Origin of the sequence: Vreelandella jeotgali Hwa (assembly GCF_000334215.1) — a bacterium.
Lineage (GTDB): Bacteria > Pseudomonadota > Gammaproteobacteria > Pseudomonadales > Halomonadaceae > Vreelandella > Vreelandella jeotgali.
This window is the reverse complement of record NZ_AMQY01000026.1, coordinates 1-14,555: the sequence shown is the minus strand read 5'-3', so window position 1 is coordinate 14,555 and position 14,555 is coordinate 1. Positions and strand designations below refer to the sequence as shown.

The following is a 14,555-nucleotide window of genomic DNA, read 5'->3' as shown; positions in this document are numbered from 1 at the left end:
GAAACCAGCCCATACGGGCTGCGCTTCGCGTTAGGTCCCCGGGGGGACCACGATATACAAGGCGCGTTTGAGTTCAAATTGTTTTTTTTCAACTACTTACGGTTTTTTGTCCATCTTCTGATAGTTGTGTGCGTTACGCCTAGGGATTTGGCAATATGTGCTAATGGTAGCCCTTGAGAGCGCATTTTAAGAGCCTGAGCGCGTTTATCGATATTTTGTTGCTTAACCCCTGACCCAGTGTACGAATCAGCGTAGCGCGCCTTGTCTCGTGCCAACTTCCGCTCATGGGCTAGATGGTCAGGGATGATCGCACGCATTTCTGGCAGCAATTCCGTAGGAATCAACGGCGCAAGCGCGTCATAGAGTGTCTGCCGCCGGTATCTGTAGCGCGGATCGACCTGCCTGCCGTCATACTCGATCCATTGTCCATCTGCGGCGGCCGCTGCACGCTGGACAATCGGGCTGGTGTAGGTTTGGACCTCACGATTAGAAAGGGTAGGAATTTGTGTGCGAGCAACTGCACTGATCTCGCTCTCTAGAGCTTCATGCCGAGTAAACCACGACAGTGAATTGCTCAGGTGGAACAGCAATGTATTTCGGTACCCTTCGGGTACACCGCCGAACCAGTGATGGTCTAAGATCCGATGCAAATCTTCGTAAACGTGATGCCAACGCTGAAAAATTGTCCCTGTAGCCTGCTTAGACCTTCTTCCATTGTTTTTTTTCTGAGATCTTCTCCGTGACCTCGCGGCTGAAATATCGCGAATCTCAGCACGGTTGAAGGGCAGGATATCCTCGGCTAGTTCCTCAAATGTATAGCGCTGGGGTACGACTATCTCAGCAGTCACGATCCAATCATTCGCCTTGCTATTTTTAGTGCCGATCATACGCAGCACACGCGTCGCATCAGCGCTCTGCTTGTCACCATTTAATAGCTTTACAAGCGCCCGCTGGCAGGCCTGCCACCTAGGTAGCGCTTGTGCGGGTAGGGCCTCATAGAGCGTCCAGTACAGATGAATACCGCGCCCCGTATAAACAATAAAATTCGGTAACGGAGCATGAGCTCGCTCTAGCGCGTCAATCGCCGTAGCCGCCATTTTCATCATGTCGACGCCGCCATCCGCATTATGCATGTCGATATCGACATAGAGGGAATTAATGCGGCTCAACAGCCGGATTAGCCGCCATCCATGAAATTCATTGGGGGTAATGAAAATATCTGGTTGATCAACCCACCGAGCGAGCTTATCCTGGGCCGCTTTGTGAGCATCAGAGGCAGCAATCTTAGGCCACTCCGGCTTTCGCCCTTTGCACCATGCGATCATATCGCCGCGTTGCTGCGGAGCGATCACAGACTGGTGATCTGCCGGTGAACTCAAAAGTGGGATAGCTTGCGAAATGCGGCCATTTTGGGCCATAATGGAGTCCTGTATCGGACGCCCTCGACTGATTTTCCGCCAAGAAAATGCTCAGTCGGGGGCGTTTTTTATTTCTGGTCTGGTTTACTGTCCATTCTATCATAATTTCAGTGTGTCGTTTTTTAGCTGCCAATCAGCGGGTATTTATCGCCGCTGGGCAGCGAATGCACAGGCACTTCTCCTACCCCACCTAAAACCGGTTGCCTAACCCTCCCGTGCAACGGTCATAACCGGACCAGTGCATCTACAACAGCGACACCTCATTGAAAGCATGAAAACATGAAAGCATGAAAGCATGAAAGCATGAAAGCATGCTTTCTTTAAAACATGCTTTCATGCTATCATTGAATGATCCGATTGTGCTGAAAATTTAGCGTTCCAGGAGGGTCTATGATTGTGCTGGTTGGCAGCGAAAAGGGGGGGGTTGGGAAAAGCACGATTGCGGCTCATGCTGCAGTCCGCCTATCGATGACTGGCAAACCAACGCTACTGGTAGACACGGATCCTCAGACAACCTCCGCGTCCTGGGCCGCAGCGCGTAGACTGCATCAGCCTGATTTGGCTCCCGTTGATAGCCGTAAAATCACGGGAGACATCCGATCCAGTATTAAGGAGCTCGCACAGTCATACGGTCATATTGTGATCGATTGCGGCGGTGCAGACTCCGTGGCATTACGCAGCGGTATGCTGATTGCAAATCGATTAATCATTCCTTCACGGGTCGCACGTCGAGACCTGGAAACGCTCCGGCATGTTTCTGCCTTGGTGCAGACCGCTAACGAACAGAGACAAAGCAGCGGCCTCAACCCCATTTTAGCCCGAGTAGTCTTCAACATGACTCGCGCACTCCCCAATTTTTGGACGCGGATTGATGCTGCAAAAGAAGTCATCGAGGCAATGGGGCTGGGTGTTAGCCAATATCCAATTGTTGACCGAGTGAGCTACGACGACAGTCAGCATGAGGGTGGGACGGTTTTCGATAGCAGCGCGGATCATAAAGCATATGAAGAGATGCAGAGGGTTCTTCAGGCACTGCTACGGAAAAAACAACCGGAGTAAGAAAAATGGCAAATTTTGAGCTGAATGACAGCTTCGTTCAGGGCGCTGAAGAACGTGCGAAGTCTCATACATCCAAGCGTACTGATCACCAGGTGATGTTGAATGCGAGGGTGCCTAAAAAGCTTCGGGATAATTTAAAATTCGCCTCTCTTCAACATGATAGGTCCAGTGCATCTATTGTTGAGGAAGCACTGGAAGACTGGCTCAAAAAAGAAGAAAAACACAATGAAAAAGAACAAGGCAACGCTTTTGACGATGATGGCCTCTAGGACCCAACCACACCCATTAGAACGTCAGCCGCTCGAACGGGCGCCCCGACAGCGCCGTGTAGGCTACCGTGTTCTGGATGTTGGCGTGGCCCAGGTACTGCTGCACCGTCCGAATGTCCGTGCCGCTGTTGATCAGGTGTACCCCGCAGGCGTGGCGTAGCGCGTGCGGGTGCCAGGGCACGCCCAGCACGCGCTCGCTCAGCCGAGCCAGCATCTTCCGAAAACCCTCAATACTCACCGGCGCCCCGCGTTCGCTGACAAACACAAAGCCGTCACGACGCTGCGTGGCATTCTGATAGCGCTTGATCGCCCGCACGGTCTCGCCCTGCAGCGGGTGGGTGCCGTCCCGCGAGCCCTTGGCCCGTTGAATGGTCAGGGTATGGCCGCTGGCCAGATCCAGGTGCTGCCACTTGAGCGCGATCAACTCGCTCACGCGGAGGCCATGCTCGAAGGCCAGGCGGATCATCAACGCGTCGCGCCGGCCCTGGCGGCCCTGTTGGGCCGCCCGGATGAGGCGGTGCACCTCGTCACGGGTCAGGTGTTTGCGGCCTCGGGCCGCGTCGTTGGTCGAGCGCGTACGGACTGTCCGGCTTTCAGTGGCCGGGCGCAGGCGGGTCACACGAGACGAAGCGGCGTCAGTCATGGGCTTGGGCTCTCCGATCGGCGGACACTGTCCGGGTTCCGGTTGGAAGTCTGACAGTGTGGCCTGCCACCGGAGGTGCTGCCAAGCACGATCCAAGGCTATCGCAGCTAATTTACCACCCAGCTACTCACCCAGATCTCCCAGAGGCTTGACCACCGCCCTTTTTGCATCCAAAATTAGTAGTGAAAGAGATGTGGTGGGAGGAGATCCCCCACGGTAAAAAAAGAAGTCTCCAAACAGAAAGATGTGGTGGGAGGAGGTCCCCCACGGTAAAAAAAGAAGTCTCCAAACAGAATGAGAAAAAAGCCCCAAATGGGGCTTTTTTTTTACAGGGAAAGTATGAAAATAGTCAAGCTAGACCCTAGTTTCTTTTATAACAATAATCACTTAATAGAAGTTATGGACAGCCAAGAAAATCCCTCGACTACCAAAACTAGGGGTTACGGTGTTGTCATGATTGACATAAATAACCTTACTTTTGGAATCCCTTTGCGATCCAATACCAAACACAAAAACTGCTTTAAGATTAAAAAAAATAAATCTCTCGATTACACAAAAGCAGTTTTGATAGAACACATATCCTATATAGGGGATAGCTTCCTTATATCACCTGATGAATATAAGGCCATACAGGAAAAATCTCACTATATTCAGACATCATTTGAAAAATATGTAGAGAAATATATAGAAAACGTTCGCAAGGAAAACCATTCCGCTCTTAATAGAGAATATAGGTTCACCACTTTAATAAATTATCACAAACAACTTGGTTTGTAGATATTGATATAAAGTGTCTTATATTGTAAATTACTGAGTATTGAAAAACTTTAGCATATGCTTGGAATGTTCCTTTTTTCTTTCTTTTTACTTATATTTTCATAATTCTGTCATTCCTTTACTGTAGATAGACTATATGAACCCGCATCACATTACCAAATGGAAAGAGATACCCCAGATATAGGACCAAGCTACAGATCACATGGGATACATTAAAGGTGTTTCTGACATATTTGGATACAAGAAAAAATAGATGATACTACATGGAAGTGAGCTAATATATGCGTAACCGCATCATTCATTTGCTGCGTAATCCAGATACACCTATTGGCATTGGCTACAATATTGGTCTTTTACTTTTGATCTATATATCAGTTGGCCTGCTGATATTCCAGTTTCGATATCCATCGATTGCTGCCTCTTATGATGGTGCTGTAACATTTTTTCATCAGCTAATTCTGTTTATCTTTACATCAGACATGTTGTTGCGCCTCGCAGTATACCGTCACCGCCTAGATTATCTTTTAAGCTTTGATGGTTTGGTAGACTTAGTTGCCATCTTGCCAGGAATATTGGCACTAGCTTTTACTGGGGTGCCCAACCTAGCATGGATTAGAAGCCTACGAATCATACGGTTCTTACGTTTTCTACGTCTGATGAAATTCTCACGCATAAGCACCGGAAGACAATCGTTTTGGGCTGGGATAATGCAACGATTGCTACCATGGATCGCGCTTTCAGCGGCCGTTAAGGGCATTATCGTGAGCGCTGAAGCCCTACCCTGGTGGCCGGGCTTCGGTGATATGAAAGTCATGCTAAGCGTTACAGGTTTTGCGATTGCCGTGCTGCTTGGTGCCAAGCTCAGCATTGCTCAGACTCGGTTCTATGAAGTTGAGGATGCGCTCTGCCGCATCTTGGGATCAATAACCGATATGCCTAGAACCCCGCCAGTAAAGTCTGCCACGAATGATTGGCTGGACTGCCTAAGAAAAACTCTTAAAGAAAACACGAGCGCCTCTTATATAAAACTGAAAGATCGCACACACTCATTTGAGCGCGTGCTGGAAGAAAATGGCGTTGGAGGGCCACTTAGCGCGGGCTTTCATCGTGATGCGGAGTTCATGACACACCGTTTGCGTGCTCGAACCCCTCGTGCAATCGAAAAATTTCTCTGGTATGTCACATGTGTCTACGCGTTCATCGCCATTCTTGGGATACCTGGATTAACCGGCTTCGTAATGACCGCTTTTATTGTATTCGTGCTCGGCGGCATGTATTTCGTGATCGACGATATGGACGCTCCTCTAGCCGAAGGAAGGCGAACGCTGATTGCTATAGACCTGACGCCACTAGAAGAATACGACCTGGATTCAGGAGGCTAAAAATCCCCCCCTGCGGCGATGATCGGGTACTTACCAGTGCACTGAAAACAGGAGAAAAGCATGAAAAATACCTCGGTGGCTCTTGTGACCGCTTTCGCCCTCATGCCAACAGCCGCACTGGCAGACGCTATTATCGGCAGCTGGAATATACAGCACCTCGGGTGGGACAACGACAAAGCCATGAGCCAGGTAGCGCATATCGCGCAGCACGTCGATCTGCTGGCTGTGCAGGAGCTGATGAACCCCTCTGCGCTGAACGAGCTGGAGCAAGCCGTCGAAGCCGCCAGCGGCGAATCCTGGTCCAGCATAGCCAGCGATGATCTGGGCCGCAGTAGTTACCGTGAACACTACGGCTTCCTGTGGCGAGACAGCGAGATCGAGTACGACAGAGGGGCCGTGGTTTTTCTGGACAGCCAGGACATTTTTGCGCGGGAGCCATACTCGGCTCAGTTTACAGCCCTGGATAGCGGCCAGCAGCTTGCAGTAGCTACCGTGCATGTGACTTACGGCGACAGCATTAGCGACCGGCTGCCCGAGATCGAGGCCCTGTCTGACTACTGGCAATGGCTGGCAGAAACGTATCCGGGCACGCCGCGCTTGCTGATGGGGGATTACAACATGCCACCGACCAATGAAGCCTGGGCAGCGCTGCGCAAGCTGGACGCATCACCGGCGATTACCGACGGCGCTACAACGCTCGGCACCACCAACGGTGCCTGGAGCAACCTCTACGACAATGTCTGGCATAGCGACCGGCTGGACATCACCAACAGCGGCATTATCCGCTTTCCTGACCTGCTGCCCGGCGACCATGTTGAAGCGCGTGATCGTATTTCAGACCACGCTCCAATTTGGATCGCATTGGGTGATACCAGTATGGAGCTGATGACGTTCGACGGTGACGCCTACGAGGCCGCTAACGACGCCGTATACTGCATCGATCTAAACGAGGCCAGTGCCGACCAACTGACGGAGCTGCATAATGTAGGACCGGCCCGCGCCCGACAAATTATTACACTGAGACCCTGGGACAGCGTGAATGAACTGTCGCGTGTCAATGGACTGGGAGCTGCCAGCGTGAAAACCATCGAAAATAATGGGTTAGTTTGCCCGTGATATGCCAGTGTCAGTCCCCAAACTCAAGATAATGGCGCTTACCTTGAATTTGACTATAATCCCACTTTGCGCCGAAAACTGTCAGGCTTTTATTTGAAGGTTAGACAGTAGCATTTAATGTGAAGTAAGTTATTTCATAAGAATAACGGAAAAATATATATATTTAACTTATGGTCATAAAATTATTGTCGGGTGGCGGATTATTCCGTAGGTGGTCTTCAGCTTCATGCATGATCTGTTCCATTGTTTCAGCCCGAGGCTGACATTTCGCTGCCCAGGACCGCCCTGGGTGAAGCACGTCCCACCGCGGCCTAAGCCCGTCAAAGCGCCCTTTACCCGGCGCATGATTACCAAACCCATCAATCAAATGGTTCCAAATCGGGGTAAATTTGGCGATCAACAAGGACTCTCCCAACGGAATCCAGATATCATCAACCGTCAGGGCACGGCAGTAGAAGTCCACAATGCTTAGGTTCTCGGCAGCATCAATGCTCTTCCTGTGCTCATTCAGACGCTTGTGCAGGGCGGTTGTAGCGGTTATAGAGGTATTGCCTTTCCGGGAGCCAGAAGGGACCGCCTTGCCAACATAAATGGGCGCTACAAAATCGCCTCCTCGATTGCGTGAGGCGATAGCCTGGTAGGCAGGAAAATCCCCAACATAATAAATCGCGTAAATTCCCGCACCACTGAATTTTTCAAGCTCGCCAAGAGGCGTCACCGGTTGGCGGAGCATGGCTTGCCCAACACTTTCGCCCAAGTGCTGCTTATCCAGTGGATTGAACGGAACGATCTTGTCGGTCATGCCATCTTCCTACGGCTCGTTTGTTTGGCCAGGTTGCGTAGCTGCGTCAGGGCCAGTTGTTCAGCGACAGAACATGCCATGGTACGAGCGAGGGCTACAGGCACGGCATTGCCTAATTGACGCATGGTTTCCCCCCAGGCACCGTGAAACGTATAACCATCCGGGAAGGCCTGCAATCGAGCAGATTCACGCACCGTAAAGTAGCGAACACTTCCATCATCACGAACCATCATGTTTTCACCACCCGGCACACCGTGAGCTCCCGCTTTCAGCGTCTTTGACGGTAGGTCGAGCGGGCTTCCCGTATGGCCTTTGTACACGCGTGCGCCATCCTGGAAGTTATGATCGCAAAAAAAGTGTGCTCCTGGCTTCTGCGGGTCCGGCACGTCAACCAAGGCATCCCGGACCGTACGCCAAGGCTTGCGATCATACTCGAAAAGCGAATCATCAAGCTTACGCACCTGACTTACCAAGTGTTTTGGCACTTCCGGTCGGCGTGATTCAGGAACGCAGTGCCGTTCCCAGTAGTCCCCTGTGACCCACTGATCGTAAAGCAGAGCATCCTTGGAATGCGTCGGAGCTGGCGGTGACCATTCCGCTCCCAGGTCAGAGCGAAACCCCACGATAAATACACGCTCGCGCTTTTGGGGAATTCCATAGTCCGCCGCGTTGACCAATATTGGAAATAAATTATATGTCAGGCCATTAAAGTGCTGAGCACCGGAGGTTTTTTCTTCCTGGAGACGTTTCAGGTGCTCCAACCAGGTCTCGCCATCATGTCGATCGACTTCGGGAAACTCCAATTGCAGCTGAATGTACTGGAAGTAGTCATGGAAACTTGGGCGCGTCAGCCCCTTCACGTTTTCAATGATGAACGACTTTGGCTTCAGCCGCCTCACAACATCTACTGTGGCTGGAAACATGTCGCGCTGATCGCCAAAGGCCTTGTGACGACCCCCCATAGAGAAGGGCTGACAGGGTGGGCCACCTGACACCAGGTCGATTCCTTCGGGAAAGCCCGACCAGTCAAAATCGCGCACATCGCCTTCCCATAAAGGCAAATTTTGCACCAGAGGATGCCCCTTGCGTTGGTTTTCACGCATCGTGTCGCAGGCCCAGCGGTCCCACTCAACCACTGCCAGTGATTCAAACCCGGCAAGGGTCGCCCCCATTGCCAGCCCACCCGCGCCCGCGAAAAGCTCAACAGACTTCATCATATTCCAATCCTGTTATGTCATTCAGGAAGTCCCGTGCACGTCGTACAGGGCGCTCAGCCGCAGCAGCTCAGCAGGTATTTCCAGACGGCCAGTTCACCATTACTCAACGACTCACTACTTCGATGCCTATCCCCTGTGCGTTTCAGGCACGAATTCCGCCACATCTTCAAGCGTACAGCCAAAATAAGCACATAGACGGTCGAGATGGTCGGTTGTAGTGCTATACCCCCGCTGATTGATCATTTTCGATAGTGTCATACGATGAATCGCTGTGGCTTTTGATACTTCACCTATCGTTAAACGCCGCCCCAGGTCATATTCCTGCTTTGCCATTAACTCTTTGATTTTAAAACGAATCATAACGCCCCTTACTTTTCTATAATCAAATGATAACGCAAAACGACAAAAAAGGGTTGCAAGCTGGCTGATCTCTGCTTAAATGTACACACAGAGCTTCATTTGATAACCGAAATATCATTAGGAGACGGTCATGGCTCAAATAGCAGATGCAGATTTTTTCAGGCAGGCAATCCGGGAAAAAGAAGGCGCTCGGATGCTACAGCGCTTTACGCTCGCGGTAGCGCAGTCGCTTCAGCTCAATATCAATTCATCTGACATCGTGCTGGCACCCCTAATTGGCCAGCCGCCGCATTTTTCAAACTATGTGGCCCTCGAAAAATGGGTCGCACGAGAGATGGCAGCCGGTGATTTGTACGCAACCCAACGAACGCTGGAAATGCTGAGCAAAAAACTGGAGCGTCAGATCTCTGATGCGATGGCAGCGTGAAGAAAAACTGCTTTCAACATGCTGAAAGCCCCGCATGACGGGGCTTTTGCTTATTTTAACAGATACCCTAACCTGTTTTTTTCGCATATGTAGAAATCACATGTGTAGAAATTACATATGTAAAAAAAAGCATGCGTTTTTATCACATACTCGGCCCATCTGGGCCAGGCATGCTGTCAATGTCCGGCCCCAGCCGTTTCTGATGCTGTGTAGGCTCCTGCGGGGGCGCATCCAACAGTTCAGCCCGACGTTTTTCACCGTCCGGAGTCAGATCGCCCAGAGAATCGATGCCCAGCAACAGCATCTGCTCTACTAGCTCATCAAAAAATTCAAGATCCGGATCAGCGGCAGCATCTCGGATAACAGCCTCTCGTTCCCCATCATTCGCCATCATCAACATTCGTTGAGCCATAGTTCGAGCACGGTCGAGCGCAGCGTCCGGGAATGAGGAGGCCGTTTCAGTGGGTGCCGGCTCATCGGCGGCCGGCGCGGGGCGCTGAGACAGCTCATGGACCTGCCGTTCACGCTCAGCTTTTCGTGCCATCCAGGCCCCGTAGGCCGTGGTTACCTTTTCAACTGATTCCGCAAATTCTGCAAGGGCGGCAACATTTCGTTGAATTTCTGCGTCCAGCGCTCGAATGCCTGCGTGGTTTTCTGCTGATTGGCGCGTACCTCCTGCCGTAGCGTATCTATCTCCTGCTGCATCCGATCGCGCTGAGTCTGCACCTCCCGGCGTAGCGTGACGTTCTCGCTCCGTTGATCGCTCAGCGCTGTCTGCAAGCGCTGTAGCGGTGCCAACAATTCGCTCACGAGCCGCTCGGATTCGGCCTGCTGGTGACGCATTTCCTGTCTCAGGACGTCGTTGTCGCGCTGCTGCGTGTTCTGCGCTGTCTGCAAGCGCTCCAGCTGTTTCGACAGCGCGTTCACCAGCTGCTCGGATGCGGTCTGCTGCTGCTCCAACTGACGCAGCAGCAGGGTCTCCAGTTCTGTCATGCCATATATCCTCTGTCGGGGAACCGATATCGCGATATGGATCGGTCGGTAGACTCTCTATGCCTGGAGGTGCGTCAGTGCGCTCGGGCCGACGACTGGCGGTTATCGGATAGCGTTTCTGGTGATAGAGACGGCGTCGTTCCATCGCGCTCGCCAGCCGCTCCTGTGCGCGATGTGCAGCCTCCGGGTTTACCCGACCGGCATTACCTGCCAGGGCGTCCTGAGCTGTATGTCTCTCCCGCTCAATCGTCTGGTCGATATGCCAGTCAGCGCGGAATAGGTCGCCTCGGAGTCGAATGGCGCGTTTAGCGCCCTCGGGACGGACGCTGACGTAGCTCGCCCCAGTACGGGTGATCTCGCCAATGTCGGCCAGTGCCGCACGTACCTCGTCAGCATTCGTGACCCGCCCTCGGATCACCATATCCTCGATATAGGCGTTGATATCGGCGCGACGCATGGGGTGGTGGTCGGCACGATCCCGATGCGATTCACGGCCGGGTTCCACGCGCCGGGCGCGGTCGGGATCGTCAGGCCGCGCCCAGCCCCGGGCGTGGTTCCAGGCGTCGCGTAGCGGATCGAAAAGCCGCTCATGGCCGGGCGGGGCGATGTTCAGCGCCCGCCCGGTGGTCAGCTCGACGCGGGCGGTCAGCGTATGAACGTGTGCGGTGCCATCGTCGTCTCTGTGCAGAACCGCGCAGCTGGCGTACTGATCGGGATCGAGGCCGGCAAACGCCGCGGCCTCCCACTCTCCAATGACCTGCTCGATTTGCGCCGGGGTCGGCCGGTCGCCGGGCGCCCAGGCGATGACGCCGCTCGTATATCGCCACTGATGGCGGCTCGAATCGGCCACATTGGCCACCATCGACGGGTCACCGCGCAACACCGACACCTCGGCACGAGGCACACCTCGATGGTCGTGACTGCCCAGCAGATAACGAACGGCCCCGCTTGCGCTCCCCTGGCCGTGGCGCAAAAATTTTATGTGCACGACATTTCTGCTCCCTCGTCATCCTCGTCATAACGCGGCAGCTCGGCCAGGTTGTGCAGCTCTCGCTGTATCGCGGTTAACTCGGCCAGCAGGGGTGCCTGGTCGCAGGGGTTGAGGCCGATCGAGTTCAGCACGCGGGCAATCTGGTTGACGTTGCTCCCCACGGCGGCGAGCTGCCGCAGCAGCTCCGGGTCGGCGGTCAGCGTTTTCAGACGACGGCGCTGTCGGCGCAGGCCCGTTTGTCGAGCCGCCTCGCCATCAACCGTCGAGCGTAGCCAGTCACTCAGCGACTGGTCGGCAGCGTCAGCTCGCTGCCGCCAGGCGGCGGCGGTGGCCTCGGGCAGTCGCAACGTGACCCGCCGTGATAGGGCTGTTTGTCGCTGAGCCATGGGCACGCCTCCGGGGGTTGGGGTGTGGGGTTGCGGGGGTCGAGGGGCGCAGCCCCCGCCAGCCCCTGTCTGCGAGCGTAGCTCTACATTAGCGACAGCTAATGTGTCAGACAGGGTAGGCTGGCTTATTAGTGTAACTCTACCATAATTTTTGCTGATCCTCCTCAGAGCCAGCATTAGGATCACCCTCAACACCACCCTCATCCAGTACCGTTAGCCACTCAACCAATTTTTGGCACTCTGTCAAACGCGTCTCCAAACCAGAGTTTCTCTCCTCCAGTCTCGTCACCTTTTCGACAGCTTCCGATACCGATTCCTGCGTGGTGTCGTGCATCCGGCGCCACTCCTCCAGCTCGTTTTCGTGATGTTTCCGATCAGAAACAAGCGATGCCTCTGCAGCCTGACGGGCTTGCTCTTGCTTCTGCAGAGCAGTCTCGGCATTCTTGCGGGATTCTTGGGCATCGGCCAGTCGCGCCTCCAGCCCCTCAACTCGCTCTTTCAGCTGAGCCGCGTCGGCGTTGCACTGCTCGGCTTCGCCCAACTGATAGCGCACCCTCTCCAGCGTCTTACCGATAGCCGCCTCGCGAGCTTCGGCATTCTCGCGGGATTCCTGGGCATCGCCCAGTCGCGCCTCCAGCCCCTCAATTCGCTCCCCCAACCGAGAGGCATCGGCGTCCCGCTGTTGCTCGGCCCGCTGCCGGGCGGCGATGGCTTCTTTTGCCAGGCTCTCGGCGTCGCTCAACTGCTCTCGCAGCGTTTCCAGCTCGCCGTCCCGTTGCTCAGCCTCAGCCTCAAGCATATCTACAGCCTCGCGAGCCTCAGCCACCTCGCCGGCAGCGTCGGCCTGAACCTCCTCCAGGGCCGCACGCTCCGCCGACAGCCGTTTTTCAGCCTCAGTCATGGCCGACTCCCAAGCTGCCGATTTTAGCTGTTCCACGCGCTCGCTGATGGCCTCTGGCACCTCAACCTCGGCCAGCGCGTGCTCCTGCGCCTGCTCGGCCCGCCAGGACTGCATCGCTTCGCTGATCGTGCTGAATGAGCCGCCTCCCAACATTTTGCGAACACGAGCCAGTGTTGGGCGTTCTCCCTGAGCGGCGATGTGATCGGCAGCGGCGTGAATTTTATCGACGGTGAGGGCCATATTTTGCTCCGTGCTTGTATTTTGTTGTATGTAGTATAATACTACATACAACATATTACAACATTTTATATGTATATCGACGGAGTGACAGCGATGACCCAGCCGCAAACCGTATTCCTCGACACCGAAACCACCGGCCTGCACGCCGGGCACGACGAGATTCTGGAGATTGCCCTGGTAGACGACGCCGGCCACACGTTGCTCGATACGCTGATATGCCCGGATCACCGCACCGAATGGCCGGGGGCACAGCGCATCCACGGCATTGCGCCGGATGACGTGCGGGGAGCGCTGCGACTGGGCGACGTGTTGCCAGAGGTAGTGGCAGCCGTCAGCGAAGCACGGCTGGTGATCTATAACGCAGCCTTCGACATGGGCTTTCTACCGGAAGCCGTGAGCCGCTCTGCCGCCCAGGTGGCGTGCTGCATGGAGGCGTATGCCGAGTACCACGGCGATTACAGCGAATATCACGGGAGCTACACCTGGCAGCCGTTGCGCCGCGCTGCGGCGCACGTCGCGCATGATTGGGGAGAGGATGACGCCCACCGCGCCCACGCCGATGCGTTGGCCTGTCGGGCGGTGTGGCGCTATCTGGAGGGATCGGACGCCTACCGCGCCGCCGTTGACGCCCAGCGTGCGGTCCAGCAGCAGGCGCAGGAGGACGCGGCGCGGGCCGCTACACTGCTGACCCGCTACGAACAGCGCCGCCGCAACGCGGCCCGGCAGCGCCACAACACGGCCCAGACCCATGCGAGCCGTGTCATTGAGCGCTATTTTCTGCGGCAAACCGCCGATCCTCACTGGATTACCGCGCATGCTAGGCATGACGCCGCACAGCGCTTTGCCGCGATTTTTGCCAACATGCCGTACAACACGCCTGCCGAGTGCCTGGATACCGGCATTGGGATCGAATCGGTATACCGCCGGAAAAGCGACATCCCCGAGCATCTAGCCCCGGCCCGCTGGTTTCCGAGCTACCGCTGGCTACGCCGACTTCTGGTGCCGGTAGCGGTCTATGCTGGGCCGCGTGCGGCTCATGCGCTGTACGCCAAAGACCAGCTCGACGACATTCGGGCCGCGTATCCGCTGCGCTTTGCGCCGATGCCGGACAGCCCGGCCACACGCACCGATCTCCGTCATGACGGAGTGCCAGAGGCCCAGATAGACGCCCTGGAACCTGCCGCAGATTGCTGGAATGCGATTGGCAAACATTGGTATCCGGTGTACGACAGGAACGCGCTCAAATCGCCCTGAAATAGTCAAAATTCAGGATTAGTCCACCTTATTTTAAATTTTTCGCACGCAGCTGAATTGCTGATAGATGGAAAGTGCTTTAGTGCACGTTCGAGCAGACATCAGCTCAAAGCTTAGACAGCGTACAAAGCAAATAGTAGGTTCGCCTGCCGGCGGGGCAGCCGCTCAAAAATGCCTTGCTCGCCAAAGGCACGCGAGCACGTCATTTTGAGACGGCAGGCATCGCGAGTATCTCGCTGCCGCTCGAACCATAATTAAAACCCGAAACCCGAAACCCGAAACCCGAAACCCGAAACCCGAAACCCGAAACCCGAAACCCG

General features: G+C 54.6%; 16 protein-coding genes and 1 pseudogene. 7 read left to right on the top strand and 10 right to left on the bottom strand.

What is annotated here, in order from left to right; all coding sequences use genetic code 11:
• Positions 1–92 precede the first annotated feature (92 nt).
• Complete coding sequence (locus C793_RS0113175; protein WP_017431420.1) at positions 93–1,418, bottom strand: helix-turn-helix domain-containing protein; 1,326 nt, start codon at positions 1,416–1,418, stop codon at positions 93–95.
• A 390-nt stretch (positions 1,419–1,808) separates the two neighbouring features.
• On the opposite strand from C793_RS0113175, the gene C793_RS14005 reads away from it, so the two are divergent.
• Together C793_RS14005 and C793_RS0113165 are read left to right on the top strand one after the other, a co-directional pair.
• Complete coding sequence (locus tag C793_RS14005) at positions 1,809–2,477, top strand: AAA family ATPase (RefSeq protein WP_017431419.1); 669 nt, start codon at positions 1,809–1,811, stop codon at positions 2,475–2,477.
• A gap of 5 nt (positions 2,478–2,482) precedes the next feature.
• Positions 2,483–2,746, top strand: a complete 264-nt coding sequence (locus C793_RS0113165; protein WP_017431418.1) for a hypothetical protein — start codon at positions 2,483–2,485, stop codon at positions 2,744–2,746.
• A gap of 16 nt (positions 2,747–2,762) precedes the next feature.
• Here the strand turns inward: C793_RS0113165 and C793_RS0113160 are convergent, their stop codons facing one another.
• Positions 2,763–3,389 carry a tyrosine-type recombinase/integrase gene (locus tag C793_RS0113160; RefSeq protein ID WP_017431417.1) on the bottom strand — a complete coding sequence of 209 codons (627 nt, stop codon included), beginning with the start codon at positions 3,387–3,389 and terminating at the stop codon, positions 2,763–2,765.
• Positions 3,390–3,683: 294 nt separating this feature from the next.
• Between C793_RS0113160 and tenpIN the strand changes: the two genes are divergently transcribed.
• The 3 genes from tenpIN to C793_RS0113150 all read left to right on the top strand — a co-directional run bounded on the left by tenpIN (position 3,684) and on the right by C793_RS0113150 (position 6,664).
• Entirely contained in the window at positions 3,684–4,166 is a 483-nt protein-coding gene (gene tenpIN / locus C793_RS14895; RefSeq protein WP_371827783.1) for a type III toxin-antitoxin system TenpIN family toxin, read from the top strand.
• 281 nt (positions 4,167–4,447) lie between these two features.
• On the top strand, positions 4,448–5,548 hold the full coding sequence (locus tag C793_RS14375; protein ID WP_083871949.1) for an ion transporter: 1,101 nt from the start codon (positions 4,448–4,450) through the stop codon (positions 5,546–5,548).
• A gap of 60 nt (positions 5,549–5,608) precedes the next feature.
• Entirely contained in the window at positions 5,609–6,664 is a 1,056-nt protein-coding gene (locus tag C793_RS0113150; protein ID WP_017431415.1) for a helix-hairpin-helix domain-containing protein, read from the top strand.
• A gap of 163 nt (positions 6,665–6,827) precedes the next feature.
• Here the strand turns inward: C793_RS0113150 and C793_RS0113145 are convergent, their stop codons facing one another.
• The 3 genes from C793_RS0113145 to C793_RS14370 all read right to left on the bottom strand — a co-directional run bounded on the left by C793_RS0113145 (position 6,828) and on the right by C793_RS14370 (position 9,043).
• Positions 6,828–7,466 carry an Eco29kI family restriction endonuclease gene (locus tag C793_RS0113145; protein WP_017431414.1) on the bottom strand — a complete coding sequence of 213 codons (639 nt, stop codon included), beginning with the start codon at positions 7,464–7,466 and terminating at the stop codon, positions 6,828–6,830.
• On the bottom strand, positions 7,463–8,683 hold the full coding sequence (locus C793_RS0113140) for a DNA cytosine methyltransferase (protein ID WP_017431413.1): 1,221 nt from the start codon (positions 8,681–8,683) through the stop codon (positions 7,463–7,465). The genes C793_RS0113145 and C793_RS0113140 overlap by 4 nt, the downstream gene beginning before the upstream one ends.
• A gap of 126 nt (positions 8,684–8,809) precedes the next feature.
• Positions 8,810–9,043, bottom strand: coding sequence for a helix-turn-helix domain-containing protein (locus tag C793_RS14370; RefSeq protein WP_083871948.1), 234 nt, complete (start codon positions 9,041–9,043; stop codon positions 8,810–8,812).
• 130 nt (positions 9,044–9,173) lie between these two features.
• Between C793_RS14370 and C793_RS0113135 the strand changes: the two genes are divergently transcribed.
• Positions 9,174–9,470, top strand: a complete 297-nt coding sequence (locus C793_RS0113135) for a hypothetical protein (protein WP_156805098.1) — start codon at positions 9,174–9,176, stop codon at positions 9,468–9,470.
• A 142-nt stretch (positions 9,471–9,612) separates the two neighbouring features.
• On the opposite strand, the gene C793_RS14760 is transcribed toward C793_RS0113135, so the two are convergent.
• The 5 genes and pseudogenes from C793_RS14760 to C793_RS0113115 all read right to left on the bottom strand — a co-directional run bounded on the left by C793_RS14760 (position 9,613) and on the right by C793_RS0113115 (position 12,981).
• Positions 9,613–9,864 carry a hypothetical protein gene (locus C793_RS14760; protein WP_017431411.1) on the bottom strand — a complete coding sequence of 84 codons (252 nt, stop codon included), beginning with the start codon at positions 9,862–9,864 and terminating at the stop codon, positions 9,613–9,615.
• 170 nt (positions 9,865–10,034) lie between these two features.
• Positions 10,035–10,463, bottom strand: a complete 429-nt coding sequence (locus C793_RS14755) for a hypothetical protein (RefSeq protein ID WP_017431410.1) — start codon at positions 10,461–10,463, stop codon at positions 10,035–10,037.
• Positions 10,464–11,073: 610 nt separating this feature from the next.
• Positions 11,074–11,325: pseudogene (locus C793_RS14890) on the bottom strand (relaxase/mobilization nuclease domain-containing protein); the annotation flags it as partial.
• A 116-nt stretch (positions 11,326–11,441) separates the two neighbouring features.
• Positions 11,442–11,840, bottom strand: a complete 399-nt coding sequence (locus tag C793_RS14000) for a MobC family plasmid mobilization relaxosome protein (protein ID WP_051038373.1) — start codon at positions 11,838–11,840, stop codon at positions 11,442–11,444.
• A gap of 139 nt (positions 11,841–11,979) precedes the next feature.
• Positions 11,980–12,981, bottom strand: a complete 1,002-nt coding sequence (locus C793_RS0113115) for a DNA-binding protein (RefSeq protein ID WP_017431408.1) — start codon at positions 12,979–12,981, stop codon at positions 11,980–11,982.
• A gap of 93 nt (positions 12,982–13,074) precedes the next feature.
• Between C793_RS0113115 and C793_RS14140 the strand changes: the two genes are divergently transcribed.
• Positions 13,075–14,235, top strand: coding sequence for a 3'-5' exonuclease (locus tag C793_RS14140; RefSeq protein ID WP_017431407.1), 1,161 nt, complete (start codon positions 13,075–13,077; stop codon positions 14,233–14,235).
• The last annotated feature ends 320 nt before the right edge of the window (positions 14,236–14,555 follow it).